General features: G+C 74.0%; 16 protein-coding genes. 8 read left to right on the top strand and 8 right to left on the bottom strand.

Translation table 11 applies throughout. The features are described from left to right. Positions 1-154 precede the first annotated feature (154 nt). On the bottom strand, positions 155-1,078 hold the full coding sequence (locus tag ACIQPQ_RS34840; RefSeq protein ID WP_383778834.1) for a MurR/RpiR family transcriptional regulator: 924 nt from the start codon (positions 1,076-1,078) through the stop codon (positions 155-157). 84 nt (positions 1,079-1,162) lie between these two features. Continuing rightward, the gene (locus ACIQPQ_RS34835; RefSeq protein ID WP_401312212.1) at positions 1,163-1,849 is read right to left on the bottom strand and encodes a nucleoside/nucleotide kinase family protein; all 687 of its coding nucleotides are present in this window, start codon (positions 1,847-1,849) and stop codon (positions 1,163-1,165) included. A 225-nt stretch (positions 1,850-2,074) separates the two neighbouring features. Here ACIQPQ_RS34835 and ACIQPQ_RS34830 point away from each other — a divergent pair, with 225 nt between their 5' ends. Next, a complete protein-coding gene (locus ACIQPQ_RS34830; protein WP_383778838.1) occupies positions 2,075-2,473 on the top strand; it encodes a YybH family protein in 399 nt (132 codons plus the stop codon). Between the two features lie 101 nt (positions 2,474-2,574). On the opposite strand, the gene ACIQPQ_RS34825 is transcribed toward ACIQPQ_RS34830, so the two are convergent. From ACIQPQ_RS34825 to ACIQPQ_RS34815, 3 genes are read right to left on the bottom strand one after another with little or no spacing between them, the layout of a single operon-like run. Then, positions 2,575-3,429, bottom strand: coding sequence for a helix-turn-helix domain-containing protein (locus ACIQPQ_RS34825; protein ID WP_401312210.1), 855 nt, complete (start codon positions 3,427-3,429; stop codon positions 2,575-2,577). A 21-nt stretch (positions 3,430-3,450) separates the two neighbouring features. Then, positions 3,451-3,978 (bottom strand): DUF6879 family protein, encoded by a 528-nt coding sequence (locus tag ACIQPQ_RS34820; RefSeq protein ID WP_401312208.1) that lies wholly within the window; start codon positions 3,976-3,978, stop codon positions 3,451-3,453. Beyond that, entirely contained in the window at positions 3,950-4,210 is a 261-nt protein-coding gene (locus ACIQPQ_RS34815) for a hypothetical protein (RefSeq protein ID WP_383778843.1), read from the bottom strand. Before ACIQPQ_RS34815 ends, ACIQPQ_RS34820 begins: the two co-directional genes overlap by 29 nt. Positions 4,211-4,439: 229 nt before the next feature. Here ACIQPQ_RS34815 and ACIQPQ_RS34810 point away from each other — a divergent pair, with 229 nt between their 5' ends. From ACIQPQ_RS34810 to ACIQPQ_RS34785, 6 genes are all read left to right on the top strand, one after another. Next, positions 4,440-4,781: a hypothetical protein gene (locus ACIQPQ_RS34810; protein ID WP_401312205.1), complete on the top strand. Its 342-nt coding sequence runs from the start codon at positions 4,440-4,442 to the stop codon at positions 4,779-4,781. Continuing rightward, positions 4,778-4,984 (top strand): hypothetical protein, encoded by a 207-nt coding sequence (locus ACIQPQ_RS34805; protein ID WP_401312202.1) that lies wholly within the window; start codon positions 4,778-4,780, stop codon positions 4,982-4,984. Before ACIQPQ_RS34810 ends, ACIQPQ_RS34805 begins: the two co-directional genes overlap by 4 nt. A gap of 179 nt (positions 4,985-5,163) precedes the next feature. After that, complete coding sequence (locus ACIQPQ_RS34800; protein WP_401312201.1) at positions 5,164-5,958, top strand: HAD family hydrolase; 795 nt, start codon at positions 5,164-5,166, stop codon at positions 5,956-5,958. Beyond that, positions 5,955-8,297, top strand: coding sequence for a glycoside hydrolase family 65 protein (locus ACIQPQ_RS34795; RefSeq protein ID WP_401312199.1), 2,343 nt, complete (start codon positions 5,955-5,957; stop codon positions 8,295-8,297). The genes ACIQPQ_RS34800 and ACIQPQ_RS34795 overlap by 4 nt, the downstream gene beginning before the upstream one ends. Positions 8,298-8,482: 185 nt before the next feature. Further along, complete coding sequence (locus ACIQPQ_RS34790; RefSeq protein ID WP_401312196.1) at positions 8,483-9,982, top strand: hypothetical protein; 1,500 nt, start codon at positions 8,483-8,485, stop codon at positions 9,980-9,982. Next, positions 9,979-10,923, top strand: coding sequence for a lysylphosphatidylglycerol synthase domain-containing protein (locus ACIQPQ_RS34785; protein ID WP_401312194.1), 945 nt, complete (start codon positions 9,979-9,981; stop codon positions 10,921-10,923). The genes ACIQPQ_RS34790 and ACIQPQ_RS34785 overlap by 4 nt, the downstream gene beginning before the upstream one ends. On the opposite strand, the gene ACIQPQ_RS34780 is transcribed toward ACIQPQ_RS34785, so the two are convergent. The 3 genes from ACIQPQ_RS34780 to ACIQPQ_RS34770 form a co-directional block, all read right to left on the bottom strand. Continuing rightward, positions 10,892-11,647: a Type 1 glutamine amidotransferase-like domain-containing protein gene (locus tag ACIQPQ_RS34780; RefSeq protein WP_401312191.1), complete on the bottom strand. Its 756-nt coding sequence runs from the start codon at positions 11,645-11,647 to the stop codon at positions 10,892-10,894. The genes ACIQPQ_RS34785 and ACIQPQ_RS34780 overlap by 32 nt on opposite strands. 162 nt (positions 11,648-11,809) lie before the next feature. Next, positions 11,810-12,769 (bottom strand): hypothetical protein, encoded by a 960-nt coding sequence (locus tag ACIQPQ_RS34775; protein WP_401312188.1) that lies wholly within the window; start codon positions 12,767-12,769, stop codon positions 11,810-11,812. Between the two features lie 15 nt (positions 12,770-12,784). Continuing rightward, on the bottom strand, positions 12,785-14,254 hold the full coding sequence (locus ACIQPQ_RS34770) for an APC family permease (RefSeq protein ID WP_401312223.1): 1,470 nt from the start codon (positions 14,252-14,254) through the stop codon (positions 12,785-12,787). Positions 14,255-14,602: 348 nt separating this feature from the next. On the opposite strand from ACIQPQ_RS34770, the gene ACIQPQ_RS34765 reads away from it, so the two are divergent. Continuing rightward, on the top strand, positions 14,603-15,073 hold the full coding sequence (locus ACIQPQ_RS34765; protein WP_401312185.1) for a DUF5709 domain-containing protein: 471 nt from the start codon (positions 14,603-14,605) through the stop codon (positions 15,071-15,073). Positions 15,074-15,118 lie beyond the last annotated feature (45 nt).

The following is a 15,118-nucleotide window of genomic DNA, read 5'->3' as shown; positions in this document are numbered from 1 at the left end:
ACCCCCCAGGTCATGCCTTCGACAGGGGGGAACAGTCATGCCGGGCCCGGAGGCCAGCGGCCCTCTTGCAGGACCGCGGAAAACATAACGGGGGGACCTGCGTACTGCGGCGGGGTCGCGGCCGACCCGAGGGCGTTCCCTCAGGGGAAGGCGGTCATTCCCGGAGGAAGAACTGATGTTCCTCCGCGACCTGCTCGTACTCCTCCAGCCGTGCCTGGGTGCGCTCCGGACCGGCGTCCGTCATGGCCTGGAGCAGCGCCGCGGCCATCACCCCCGGCGCGGCGTACGAGTCGAAGACCAGCCGTGAGCCCGTCCCCGTGGCGAACGTGACGTCGGCCTCGTCGGCCATCGGCCCCAGCGCCAGGTCGGTGACGAGCGCGACCTTGAGCCCGGCGCCGCGCGCGACCCGGATCGCGGTGAGCGTCTCGTGCGCGTGCCGGGGCATCGAGAACGCCAGTACCCAGGTGCCGCCCGCCGCCCGCGACTGGAGCAGCGCGTCGTAGGCCACGCTGCCGCCGCGCGTGACGAGCCGTACGTCCGGGTGGACCCGGCGCGCCGCGTAGGCGAAGTACTCCGCCAGGGACGCCGAGATCCGCAGGCCGAGCAGGGTCAGCGGCGTGGACTGCGACAACTGGCGGCCCACGTCGATGACCCGGTCGGGGTCGGCGAAGTCCCGGCGCAGGTTCTCCAGGTTGTCGATCTCCGCGTCCACGGCGGCCTGCAACTCGTTGCTGCGGTTCTCCTCGGCCGTCACCGGGCCGCCCGCGAGGGTGCCGAGGGCGATCGACTGGAGCTTCTCCCGCAGCGCCGGGTAGCCGCTGAAGCCGACCGCAGCGGCGAACCGGGTGACCGAGGGCTGGCTGACGCCGACCCGGTCGGCGAGGTCGGTGATCGACAGGAACGCCGCCTCGGTGATGTGCTCGATCAGGTACTGGGCGATGCGCCGCTGGCCCGGGGACAGGTGCGGTCCGTCGAAGAGGGCCCGCAGCCGGGAGGTCGGGGACACCTCCGCCTCCGGAGCCGTCTTGCCCGACGTGATCGTGGTCGCCTGTGCGCGTGCCTGTTGCGGCGATGGCACCGGTCCTCCTCCTGTGTCTCCCACGCCGCTCAACATAGCCGACGGCCCGCGACCGGACGGCTGCCCGAACGGGCCCGCGCCGCCTCACCGCACCCCGGTCGTCCCCAGCCCGTTCCCCACCCGCCGGACGGCCTCCGCCACCACCAGGTCCGCCCGGTCCCGGGTGGTCGCCACCAGGGCGGCGTTGCGCTGGTCCGTGCCGTTCGCCCAGGCCAGGGCCGCCGCGTGCGACTTGCCGAACTCCTCGTGGCGGGCGACGAGACGGCGGACGCGTTCCGTCTCGTCCGTCTCGCAGAACCAGACCTCGTCCAACTCCGGCCGCACCCGCGCCCACGCCCCCGTGTCCAGCAGCAGGTAGTTGCCCTCCGTGACCACCAGCCGGACGGACGGCGGGACCGGTACGGCGCCCGCGAGCGCCTGTTCGAGGACGCGTTCGAAGCCCGGCGCGTACACGGTGTCGTCGCCGTGCCCCCCGTCCCGGTCCTCCCGCAGCCGCCGAAGCAGGGCCGCGTACCCGGCGGCGTCGAACGTGTCGGGGGCACCCTTGCGGTCGCGGCGGCCCAGCCGGTCGAGTTCGGCGTCGGCCAGGTGGAAGCCGTCCATCGGCACATGCGCCGCCCACGGTGCGCCGGTGCCGTTCAGGTCCCGTACCAGCCGCTCCGCGAGCGTGGTCTTGCCCGCACCGGGCGCGCCCGCGATGCCGAGGACCGCCCGACGGTCGTCACGGAGCAGAGCCCGCGCGCGGGTCAGAAGATCGTCGTGAGTCAGCACACAGCAGAGTGTCGCAGTCTTGAGGGAACCCGGACGACGCCCGGGACCTCGTCCGGAACGGGGCCCGGACACCGTCGGCGCGGACGGCACGGACGCCCCGGAGACGGGCCCGGGACGGGCCGGATGGCACGGCCCTCACGGCCGGGACGGGCAAGCAAGGCAAGTACCAGCCAAGTGCAAGCGAGGCAAGCGAGCACACGCAAGGACAGGTAAGGAGGTGAGGACGTGTCCGAGGACGAGCGGCGCATTCGCGCGCTGATCAGCCGGTGGGCCGACGGCGTGCGCCGGGGCGACCTGGAGGCGGTCCTGGCCGACCACACGGCCGACCTCGTGCAGTACCACGTGACACCGCCCCACGAAGGGCTGCGGGGCCTGGCCGCCTACCGCGCGATGTGGCCTCCCTTCTTCGCCTGGCAGGCGGACAGCGGGGCGGTCTTCGAGATCGACACCCTGGAGGTGGGCGCGGGCCGGGACGCGGCCTTCGCCCACGCCCTGGTCCGCTGCGGCAGCCCGGCCGAACTGGCCGAGCAGCCCACCCTGCGCCTACGGGTGACGTTCGGCCTGCGCAAACGGCTCGGCCGCTGGGTGATCGCCCATGAGCACCACTCGTTCCCGCACGACTGACGTGCCGTGTGTGTCTCGCGCGCGATGCGGCGTCGTACGTGCCTCGCGCGCGCGACGCACAACGAGCCGGACGCTGCTCCTCCGTCGCGGCCTGACGCGGCTTAGCGGAGGGCGTCGATGGCCGTCAGGACGAGTCCGCGCGCCTCGGCGCCGTACACGGCCATGGAGCGCAGCTCCTCGAATGCACGGGCGTACATCTGGATCTCTGACGGCTGGGTGACCTTGACGCGGGCGGAGACCAGTTCGACGGAGACGAGGTCGTCGTCGTACATGTGGAACGTCTCGCGTGGCCATTGGCCGCGCTGGGGCACGGCCATGGGGATGATGCCGAGGGAGACCTGAGGCAGGGCGCCAGCGGTGAGAAGGTAGCCCAGTTGCGCGGCCATCGCGTCCGTGTCGCACACCTGGTAGCGCAGCACCGCCTCCTCGACGACGAAGGCGAAGGTGTGTCCCGGCTGATGGATGATCTGGGACCGGTCGACCCGGGCACGCGCCGCTTCGGCGCTGTCGTCCACCGGCAGGTCCTGGAAGGCCGCGCTGATGCGAAGAATGCCGCTGGCGTATCCCTCGGTCTGGAGCAGGCCGGGGATCAGGGTGGGCGAGTAGATCCGGAACGCCTGCGTGGACTGGTAGAGGCTGACGTAACTGTCCTGGAGCCTGCGCAGACCGGCGCGCGTCGACCGGCGCCACTCGACGTAGGCGCTCTCGGCGTCGCGGGACTGGGCGATCAGGTCTTCGGCCTCGTCGGCGGCGCCGCATGCCTGGCACCAGCGGCGGATGTCTTCGGGGGTGGGGGCCGTGCGGCCGTTTTCCAGGCGGGATGTCTTGGAGTGCGTCCACCCGCAGCCGACGGCCAGCTCGGTCCCCGAGATTCCCGCGTCGGCCCGTAGGTCCCGCAGGCGCCGGGAGACCCGATCGCGTGCGGCTTGAGCCGACGAGTAGGGGGAGCTGGCCATGTGCTGCTGAAACGCCTCTCGCTAGTGGATCTTGTAGTCCTCGTGCGGGATCGCCCTGGCCCACACGCACTCGAACGCCTCGGCGCACAGCCGTGCCGCCTGCGCGTCCTCGCTGATCTCGCCGGGTACGCTTGCTCCGTCACCGGTGAAGTGGTTCCACCGGATCAGGCTGCCGTCGATCAGCCAGAAGTCGTTGCCCGGCAGAGCGATGTCGGAGGCCGCTCGCCGGGGCAACCATCGAACCTGCTCCCCGGCGGCCACGTTGACGACAGTCCCGGCGTGCTCGTAGCGAACATAGTCGCTGACCGGCTCGGACACGATGCGCGCCCGGCGTACAGCCACCCCGCGCGCCACGGTCCGGCGGATCAGCTCGGTCCACGGCCGCCAGTACGCCGAGTCGGGGTCGGTGTCGGCTGCCCCGGTCCGGAGCCATTCCTTGTACGGGTCCGCCTCGGTGGCCACCCCGTAGGTGTCGCGCATCTCCAGGTGGACGGCCGAGTGGCGGGCTCCGTCAAGGAGTTCAGTGAAGCTGGGCACGCTCTGCGGCATCACACGCCTCCCTCAGGATCGGCACCATGCGGGCAGGGACACGGACGACCGCTTCGTGGGAGGGAATCCCGACCGCGTGTCCGGGGACCTCGAAGCGGGCGCACTCCTTCTCGGTGACGGCGTCCGGCTTCCAGCCCTGGATGACCAACTCCTGCGCGGCCTCGTCCACCCACACAGTCGGGCTCTCGCCCTGTCCGGTGTTCGGGTCGATACCGATGAACCGTAGTGACACGCTGCCTCCTGCTGCCTGGTCCGTGCGCGATTGTTCACAGAGTTGCCCTGCCGACGCGGGAGGGTCAAGGCCCATAAGTGGCCATTGGTCAGCGAGAAACAAGCGAGTGAACATTCGTGAACAGCCGCTAGCCACGGTGGACATCACACTCTTAGCGTCGGCGGGTATTGAGGAGCCCCGGCAGCCGTGTCACCGGCTCCGGGACCTGGCCGACTGCGAAGGAGCCGACGTGTCGAGCGCTGCAACCGGGCCCGAGGTGGGCGCGATCCCGCCTGATGCACTCACCCTCCTCGTCCTGCCAGAGCGCGTGACGCTGGATGCCGTACGGCAGCGGGGTGCGGCTTGTGTCTGGTGCAGCGCGCCGTTGACCGTGGAGTCGTCGGTCGACCTGGGCGAGCAGCACGACGGCCCGCAGGCGTGGTTCCCGCGTGCCTGCCGCCGCGACACCGCCGCCCGCGCGCACACCGCGCTCTTCGACCACGTCGGCACCTGCGCGCAGTGCACCGACGACCGCGACCTGTGCGGCACGAGCAAGGCCCTGTACCGGCTGATCCGCCAGGAGTGGCGATGACGATCTGCTTCCGCTGCGACCGGACCATCCAGGGCACCCCGCGGATCTTCTCCCCGGAGGTCGGCTCCGGCGTCGCCGCAGAGATCACCCTGTGCCCCGGCTCCTGCCGGTCGACCCATACCCAGCGCACCCCCGACGACGCCGACACCACCCTCGCCGCCGTGTACTCCCGCCCCCGGCCGCGTCGCCGATCGGGCCGGTAGCGGGCTGCGCGGCCGCCCCCGCCCCCGTCGGGGGCGGCCGCGCCTCAGCTGAAAGAGAGCGATGGACACTCCGCACGGCGGCCCGCCCAGACCCCGCCCGCACCCCCCGTGACCCCTCCCGTGCCACATGTGGCGTGCGCCACCCGTTGGCCGGGGCGAAGAGGGGGAACGCATTCTCCATGACGACGACACTCGGTCTCCCGGACACCATCAGGGCCTGCCTGTTCGACCTCGACGGGGTGGTCACCCGGACGGCCGTGGTGCACGCGGCCGCGTGGAAGGAGACGTTCGACGCCTTTCTGCGCGCCCGCGACGGCGATGGCTTCCGCCCGTTCACCCCCGCCGACTACGACGAGTACGTCGACGGCCGCCCGCGCGCCGACGGCGTCCGCAGCTTCCTCGCCTCGCGGGGCGTCGACCTGCCCGAGGGCACCCCCGACGACCCGCCGGACGCGCGGACCGTGCACGGTGTCGGCAACCGCAAGAACGAACTGCTCCTGGAGAAGATCCGCACCGACGGCGTCCAGCCCTACGAGGGCACCCTGCGCTACATCGCCGCCGCCCGCGCGCGCGGCCTGCGGACCGCGATCGTCTCCTCCAGCGCCAACACGCGGGACGTGCTGCGCTCGATCGACGCCGAGGACCTTTTCGAGGTGCGGATCGACGGCGTCGTGGCCGCCGAGCGGGGCCTGCCGGGCAAGCCGCGCCCCGACACCTTCCTGGCCGCCGCCCGCGACCTCGGGGTGGAGCCGTCGCAGGCCGCCGTCTTCGAGGACGCGCTGGCCGGGATGGACGCGGGGCGTTCCGGGCACTTCGGGTACGTCGTGGGCGTTGACCGGGTGGGGCAGACCGACGCCCTGTACGCCCACGGCGCGGACGTCGTCGTGAAAGACCTGGCGGACCTGGCGGACCTGACGGGACAGGCCGACCCGGCCGGTTCCGCCGGCGACGAGCGAGAGGGAGACCACGCGTGACCATCGACCGGTCCTACACCGTGGAGCCGTGGTGCGTCCGCGAGAGCGGCCTCGACCTCGATGTCCTCGCGCAGAGCGAGTCCGTCTTCGCCCTGTCCAACGGGCACGTCGGCTGGCGCGGCAACCTCGACGAGGGCGAGCCGCACGGCCTGCCCGGCACCTACCTCAACGGCGTCCACGAACTGCACCCCCTGCCGTACGCCGAGGCGGGGTACGGCTATCCGGAGTCCGGCCAGACGGTCATCAACGTCACCAACGGCAAGATCCTCCGCCTCCTCGTCGACGACGAGCCCTTCGACCTGCGCTACGGCCGCCTCGTCTCCCACGAACGCGTCCTGGACCTGCGCCGCGGCATCCTGGAGCGGACCTGCGAGTGGACCTCGCCCGCCGGGTCGACGGTCCGGGTGCGCTCCACCCGCCTGGTCTCCCTCACCCAGCGCGCCATCGCCGCCATCGCCTACGAGGTGGAGGCCGTCGGCAGCCGCTCCCGCGTGGTCATCCAGTCCGAGCTGGTCGCCAACGAGTCGCTGCCCGAACCCAACGGCGACCCCCGCCAGGCACGTGCGCTGAAGTCGCCGCTGGAGCCGGAGGAGGACGCCACCTCGGGCCCCCGGCTGCGGCTCGTGCACCGGACGAAGCGCAGCGGCCTGCGGGTCGCCGTCGCCGCCGACCACACCGTCACCGGCCCCGAGCGCACCCTGACCAGCAGCGAGAGCAACGTCGACGTCGCCCGCCTCACCGTCACCTCCGTGCTGGAGCCCGGCGAGAAGCTCCGGGTGGAGAAGATCGTCGCCCACGGCTGGTCCGGGGCCCGGTCCCGCCCCGCGATGAGCGATCAGGTGGAGGCGGCCCTCGCCGCCGCCGGGCAGAGCGGCTGGCAGGGGCTGCTGGACGACCAGCGGGCCTACCTGGACGACTTCTGGTGCCGGGCCGACGTCGAGGTGGACGGCGACGAGGAGATCCAGCAGGCGGTCCGCTTCGCGCTCTTCCACGTCCTCCAGGCCGGTGCGCGCGCCGAGCAGCGCGCCATCCCCGCCAAGGGCCTCACCGGCTCCGGCTACGACGGGCACGCCTTCTGGGACACCGAGACCTTCGTCCTGCCGCTGCTGACGTACACCGCGCCGGAGGCCGTCTGCGAGGCGCTGCGCTGGCGGCAGAGCACCCTCGACGCCGCCCGTGAGCGGGCCGCGCAGCTCGGGCTCGCCGGGGCCGCGTTCCCGTGGCGCACCATCGAGGGCTCGGAGGGCTCGGCGTACTGGCCGGCCGGTACCGCCGCCTTCCATGTCAACGCCGACATCGCCGACGCCGTCGTGCGGTACGTCGCGGCCACCGGGGACGTCGAGTTCGAGCGGGAGACCGCCGTCGAACTGCTGGTGGAGACCGCCCGCCTGTGGCGCTCCCTCGGCCACCACGACGGCCACGGCGTGTTCCACCTGGACGGCGTCACCGGCCCCGACGAGTACAGCGCCGTCGCCGACGACAACGTCTACACCAACCTCATGGCGCAGGCGAACCTGCTGGCCGCCGCCGACGTCGCCGAGCGCTATCCGAAGGAGGCCCGCGCCCTCGGCGTCGACCCCGAGGAGAGCGCCGCCTGGCGCGACGCCGCCGAGGCCGTCCACATCCCGTACAACGAGGACCTCGGCGTCCACGAGCAGCACACCGGCTTCACCCGCTACCAGCGCTGGGACTTCGAGAACAGCGGCCCGGACCAGTACCCGCTGATGCTGAACTACCCCTACTTCGACCTCTACCGCAAGCAGGTCGTCAAGCAGGCCGACCTGGTCCTCGCGATGTACACCTGCGGCAGCCACTTCGACGAGGAGCAGGTCGCCCGCAACTTCGCCTACTACGAGCCGCTCACCGTCCGCGACTCCTCCCTGTCGGCGAGCGTCCAGGCCGTCGTCGCCGCCCAGGCCGGACACCTCGAACTGGCCCGCGCGTACACCACCGAGGCCGCCCTGATGGACCTCGCCGACCTGGCCCGCAACACCCGCGACGGGCTCCACATGGCGTCCCTCGCGGGCACCTGGATGGCGCTGGTCGCCGGGTTCGGCGGCATGCGCCGGGACGGGGCCACCCTCCGCTTCGCGCCCCGCCTGCCGGAGCGCTACAGCCGCCTCGCGTTCTCCGTGCAGATCCTCGGCCGCCGCCTCCACGTGGAGATCGGCCCCGACAAGGCGACGTACACCCTGCTGTCCGGGCCCGCCCTCACGATCAGCCACCACGGCAGCCCCGTCTCGCTCAACGGGGACGGTCCCGCCGTCCGCCCGGTCCCGCCCGCCCCCGTCCGCCCGACCCCCGAACAGCCCCCGCACCGCCACCCGCGCGCCCGCTGACGGCCCGCCCGCCCCCCGCCGTCGGTGGTGCGCGCGACCGACCGCCACCGGCGGGCGGGCAGCCGGGGGGACCGGCGCGCGCCCCCGTCGCGCGCTCGCGCGTCTGGCCGAACCGGTTCCTGCGCCACGGGCCGGTGCGGGTTAGTTTGGCCGTGTTTTTCCACGTACCGGCAAGGGGTGGACTCATGGCCAACGGCACGCACGCGCCGCTCCTCGGTGCCCGGCGGGGCACCACGGCGGCCTTACCCGGCGGGCTCGGACGCACCCGCGGCGACCGCCTCCTCCTGGCGGTCGCCGCGGCCTACGTCCTCGCCCAACTGCTCCTGGTCGGCCCCCGCCTGGGCCTCGGCTGGGACGAGACGGTGTACGTCAGCCAGATCTCCGCGCAGGCCCCGCCCGCCTTCTTCAGCGCCCCCCGCGCCCGCGGCGTCTCCCTGCTCACCGCGCCCGTCACCTCCTGGTCCACCTCCACCCCGCTGCTGCGCGTCTACCTCGCCCTCCTCTCCGGCACCGGCCTCTACCTGGCCCTGCGGATCTGGCGCGGCCTCTTCCCGACCCGCGTCCTGGCCGTCGCGGGAGCCCTCTACGCCACCCTGTGGGTGACCCTCTTCTACGGCCCCTCGGCCATGCCCAACCAGTGGGTGGCGCTCGGCGCCCTCGTCTGCGCCGGATGCCTGCTGCGCGCCCGCGCCGACCCCGCCGACCGGGCCGCACCGTGGGGCCTCGCGGCCGGTGCCGCCCTGATGGCGTGGATGCGGCCCACCGACGCCGTCTGGGTCTCCCTCCCGCTCCTCGCCGTGCTGGTCACCACCCGCCGCGCCCGTCCCGCCGCCGCCCTCCTCGGCGGCCTCGCCACCGGCGGCGCCGCCTGGATCGCGGAGGCGTACACCTCCTACGGCGGCCTCGGCGCCCGGCTCGCGGAGGCGTCCCGCGTGCAGGGCGGCCTCGGCTGGAACCCGGCCGTCGACGACCAGTTGCGCGCCCTGATCGGACGCACCCTGTGCCGCCCCTGCTCCGGCGCGCTGCCCGCGCCGCTCATCACCGGCTGGTGGTTCGCTCTCGCCCTGCTCGCCCTCACGGGCCTCGCCGTCGCCGTCCGCGCCCGCCGCCCCGGCCCCACCCTGCTCCTGCTGGCCTGCGCCACCACGTCCGCCGTGCCCTACCTCCTCTTCATCGGCTACGCCGCCCCCCGCTTCCTGCTGCCCGCCTACGCCCTCCTCGCCCTCCCCGCCGCCGACGCCCTGATCCGCCTCGTCACGGCGCCGGGCGGCGGCCTCCGCCCGGCCGCGGCCACCGTCGCCGCGCTCGGCCTCACCGTCCATCTGGCCGTGCAGTACGTCGTCCTGGACCGCACGGTGGACCGCACCGCGGCCGATCGCCGGGAGTGGACCCGCACCGCCGCCCTCCTCCACCGCGTCGGCGTCCGCCCGCCCTGCCTGCTCACCGGCACCGAGGCCATCCCCGTCGCCTTCTACGCGGGCTGCTCCTCGGCCAACCCGCGCGGCAACAACGCCAACACCACCGCCGAGGGCATCCGGCGCGCCGCCCGCACCACCCCGGTCGCCGCGCTGTCCCGGCCCGGCGGTCCACCCCCGCCGTACGCCCGCGGGTGGACGAGAGTCCCGGCCGCCGGACTCGACCTCCACCTCGCGCCCCGGCCCGCCGACGGGGGAGAGGCACCGTGACCGCCGAGCGGGTCGCCGCCCCGGCAGGCCGCCGGACCGGCACCTACTGGCAGTGCGCGCTCACCGTCGCCGTCCTCGCCGCCGCGGCCTGGCTCGCCCACCGCCACTGGGCCACCGTGCAGACCGGCGCCGCCCGGCTCGTCGACGCCGACCGGGGCTGGCTCCTCGCCGGAGCGGCTGGCACCTGCGGCACCTGGCTGTGCGCGGCCCTCGCCCTCCAGGGCGCCGTCGTCCCCCGGCTGCCGCCCCGGCCGCTGGTCGCCACCCAGTTCGCCGCCTGCGCCGCCAACCAGGTCCTGCCCGCCGGGCTCGGCGCGGGCGCCGTCAACCTGCGCTTCCTGATCCGCCGGGGCCTGCCCGCCGGGCGCGCGGTCACCGCCCTCGCCGTCAAGTCCACGGCGGGCGCGCTGGCCCGCGGCGCCCTCATCGCCGTCCTCGCCGCCTGCTGCCCCGGCCTGCTGCGCGTCCCGCCCGGCTGGGGCGGCTGGGCCCTGCTCGCCGCCCCGGCCGCCGCGGCGGCGATCGTCCTCGCCGTACGCCGCCTGCCGCGCGCCCGCCGCATGCTCACCGTCCTGCTGGCCGACGTCCGCGACGTCCACGCCCGCCCGCGCCGGGCGGCGGCCCTCTGGGGCGGCTCGCTGGCCTTCGCCGCGCTCCACGCGGCCGTCCTCGTCGCCGTCACCCGCGCGGTGGCCCTGCCCCTCCCCGCACCCGAGGTGGCGCTCCTCTACCTCGCCGCGAGCGGCGCCGCCGCCCTGCTCCCGACGCCCGGCGGCATCGGCTCCCTCGACGCGGCCCTGACCCTCGCCCTCACCACCACCGGCACCCCCGCCGCCACCGCCGCCTCCGCCGTCCTCGGCTACCGCCTCCTCACCGTCTGGCTCCCCCTCCTCCCCGGCCTCCTCGTCCTCACCCTCCTGATCCGCCGCCGGGCCCTGTGAGCGGGCGGATCTCCCCGGCCGGCTCCTCCACGGCACCACCCCGCCCGTCCGGCGCCACCCGCCACACGCCCGCTCGCGGCGCCCGCGTCACCGCCTCCACGAGGACCCCGTCCACGAACAGCGCTCCGACCCCGTCGTCCAGGGCCCACCCCGGAGGCAGCTCCCCGCGGGCCACGGCGCGCAGATAGGAGGAGCGACGGCCCGGCTCACCGTCGTAGTGCGGGCACACGGAGCCGGGCAGCAGCCCGAGCCCGTCCGGGAGATGGGTCAGCGGCCCGTAGGAGTCCGTGTGTGAGCCCTCCGCCCAGCAGTTGGCCCCGGCACTGATGCCGCACAGCAGCGTTCCCCGGTCAAGGGCCTCCCGCAGCACCCGGTCCACACCATGGGCACGCCACACCGCCAGCAGGTTCACCGTGTTGCCGCCTCCGACGTAGATCACGTCCTGGTCGAGCAGCCCGGCGCGCAGCGCGGTGTGGTCCGCCGTCCGGCGGAACAGACGCAGGACCGACGTCTCCGCGTCGAGTCCCGCGAAGGCCTCCTCGAAACGGTCGACGTACCCCTCTGCGTCACCACTGGCCGTCGGTACGAAGCACACCCGGGGCCGGGATCGGCGCGCCCGCGCCAGGACCCAGCCGTCGAGCAGTCCGTCGGCGTCGGTGGAGAACCCGCCGCCGAGCAGGGCGATCCGGCGGCCCACGCCCGAGGGCGCTCGCCACGAGGACACGGACGCCGAGGACGAAGCCGGGTGGGGAGGCGGCGGCGGGGGGACCGGGGGAGGAGTGGCGGACATGGCCTCATCGTGGACCAGCCATCCGACGGTCACCCGCAGCACCCCGGTGCACGGCCCGGCTCGCCCCCGCTCGGCATCCTCCCGCCGACCCTCCCCTCAGTCCCCCACCCCCCACTCCGTCCGCCAGCGGGTGATCTGGCGGGCCGGGTCGCCGGTGCAGGACCAGGGGGTGCGGGTGGCGCGGCGGCCCAGGAGGCGGAGGGCCGGGGCCGCGACGTCGCCGGTGCCCGCGAGGCAGGCCGCGTGGGCGAGGTAGCCGACGTCGCGCAACTCGGAGGGGGACACGCCCAGTTCGGTGCGGCCCAGGATCCACCGTTCCCAGGTGCGGCGGACGTCGCCGACGGCGCCGTCGTGGTTCCAGTGCCGGGCGAGGCGCACGGGCGTGGTGCGGCTGTCGGCGGCCTCCGCGACGTAGCGGTACTCCTCCACGCGCGCGTACTGCACGAGGACCGGCAGCGCGCAGCCCGTCGGGGCGGCCCCCGCCGCGTCGCGGGCGAAGTCGTACATCAGGCCGTGCGTGCCGTGCCAGCGGGCCGAGTAGTAGTGCAGCACCTGGAGGTGGCCCTCCGTGCTGTACGGGTCCCGCCGGTGCAACTCGTCCCACCAGCGGGCCAGTTCCCGCCGCCGCACGCCCGACGGGTACAGCCGGGCCACCGAGATGAGCGAGATCCACGGCGTCGGGTCCGCCGGGTAGGCCTCGGCGGCGGCCAGGCAGGCCAGGACGGCGGTGTCGACGCGCTGCTGGTCGATGGGCACGCCCCGGCCCGCCGCGATCGCCAGGTTGAACGCGCGGGTGGTCTCGGTCGCCGCCCGCAGCACGAGCGCGTCGGGGCTGTGCGGCTCGGCGGCGAGCCAGGTCTCCACCGTCGAACTCCCCGCGCAGGCCTGCGCGAGCGTCCGTATCCGGTGGCCGCGCGCCGCCCAGTCCTCCCCGGTCGACCGCAGCAGCGCGCGCGGCCCCTGCCAGCGCCCGATGACGATGTCGTGGCGCGCCTCGGAGAGGGCCCCGTCTCCGCAGTCGGGGTCGAAGTCGGGTGCGAAGCGGGTCCGTGCCATCGCGGTTCCCCCCTGCTAGAAGTCGGTGGGCAGGCCTTCGTGGACGCGGGAGTGCGCGGTCGCGGGCACCTGGGGCACGGAGTCGGCAGTCACGGTCAGCGAGGCGTCGAGCCGGGCCGGGCGGTAGTAGTCGCTGCCCTTGCGCCAGTACCAGAGCATCGGCACCAGTCCCGCAGCCAGCCCGCCGAGGCCGATCGCTATCGACGCGGGGCTCAGCTCACCCAGCGACTCCACGAAGATCCAGAACATGAACAGCGCCCCGCACAGCGGCCACAGCCCGCCGAACAGGAAGTGCGCCGGGGACTTCAGCAGCGTACGGCGGTAGGCGACGACGACCGCGAGTCCGGCGAGGCCGTAGTACACGGAGATCTGCAACCCGATCGCGGAGACCGCGTCGGAGAGGATGTCGCCCACCGAGCCGAGGGCGTTGGAGGCGACGAGCAGCACCAGCGCCACCGCGCCGACCACCGCGATCGCCACCCACGGCGTGTTCCAGGTGCGGTGCACGCGGCCCAGCGCGGCGGGCATCGTCCGGTCGCGGCCCATCGCGAACAGGGAGCGGGTGACCTGGATGAGGGTGGTCTCCAGGGTGGCGACGGTGGACAGCATCACCGCGACGACGAGCACCTTGCCGCCCCAGCCGGGCCACACCTCCTCGCCGAGGACCGCCAGCACGTTCGCCTCGTTGTCCTCGATCTGACGGGCGCTGAGGACGACGTTGACGGCGATGGTGAACACCTCGAAGAGCAGGAAGACGATCCCCACCCCGATCAGGCCCGCGAGCCCGGTGGTCCGGCGGCTGTCGCGGGTCTCCTCGCTGAGGTTGCTGGTGACGTCCCAGCCCCAGAAGTAGAACGCGGCCACCAGCGCGCCCGACGCGAAGCCGGACACCCCGTCGAACTGGCCGAGCCCGAACCACGACCAGTCGAAGGGCCGCGCGTCGTCCGCGTGCAGCAGCGCGAGCACCGCGAACAGGACGAGGATCACCAGTTCCACGCCCGACATGAGGAGTTGGGCGCGCACGGTGAGCCGGGCCCCGCCCAGCACCACGCCCAGCATCACCAGGAACCAGGCCGCGCCCACGACCGTCGACAGCGCCGTGTTCCCGGCGAGGTCCGCGTCGAACAGGGCGAGCGTCATCGACCCGGCGGGCAGCGAGCCCGCCACCATGAACAGGGTCGCCGACACCACCAGCGCCCACCCGCTGACGAACCCGAGGAAGGGGTGCAGGGTGCGCCCCACCCACGAGTAACTCGCCCCGGCGTTCACGTCGATGCGGCTGAGATAGCTGAACGCGAGCGCGATGCCCAGCATCGGTATCGCGCAGTACAGCAGCGCCGCCGGACCGGCCACACCCACCGCGCCGGTCAGCACGGCGGTGGTCGCGGCGATCGAGTAGGCGGGCGCGCTCCCCGCGACCGCCATCACCACGGTGTCGAACACGCCGAGGACGTTCGCCTGGAGCCCTCTGCCGCTGTAGCTCATGGTGGTGCCGCTTTCCGTCGTGCACACCGGCGGTACGGGGAAGGGCCGACGGCGTTGAGGGGGGTGGGAAGGTGCGGTGGTGCTGCGTCCGCGCCGACGGGGATGACCGTGCGGCGCGGGCGGGAAGGGCGCGGTGGATACCGTCCCACCTCTGCGTCGGGGGACGGTCACACCGCGTGTGCGAGTGATGATAACCCCAGCTTCTGACCTTGTGAGATGGGCATACGGCGAATCTCCACACCTGCGCGTGCGGGCGGCATGTGCCACGGTTGGGGCGCGTGGGACGGGATACCCGGCAGGCGCGGGACGCACCACCGCGCCCGCGTCCGAACGCCCCTGGAGGTCCGCATGGGCACCGAGCCCGAGCCGTCGTCCGACGACGTCCACCAGCCCGACGCCACCGGCGAGGACCAGGCCGACGCCACCGCGCTCGACCTGGAGGACGCCGTCGACGAACGCACCTACGACGACGTCCTCGACGAGGGGTACTCCCCGCCGGAGAAGCCGCTGGGCGTCACCCGGTACGGCACCACGGCCGCCGAACAGCACGACGGCGAGAGCCTCGACCAGCGGCTCGCCCAGGAGGTCCCGGACGTCACCGGACCGGACGGCGACGGCGTCGGCGACCTGCCGCGCGGCGAGGGCGAACCGGTCGACCCGGAGGCGGGCGACGCGCGTGCCGGACGGCTGGTCGCGCCCGACGAGGGCGTGCGCTTCGACGACAGCGGCGAGGTCGCCGAGGATGTCGGTGTCGACGGGGCAGCGGCGGGCGCGGAGGAGGCCGCCGTCCACGTCGTGGACGACGACGAACTCCCCTGATCTCCAGCGGCCGGACCCGTCGGGCTCCGGCGAATTCCTGTGAGC

It is taken from the genome of Streptomyces sp. NPDC091281, assembly GCF_044757425.1.
Taxonomy (GTDB): Bacteria; Actinomycetota; Actinomycetes; order Streptomycetales; family Streptomycetaceae; genus Streptomyces.
Note: the sequence above shows the minus strand (reverse complement) of the source record. Positions and strands in the feature narration are given on the sequence as shown.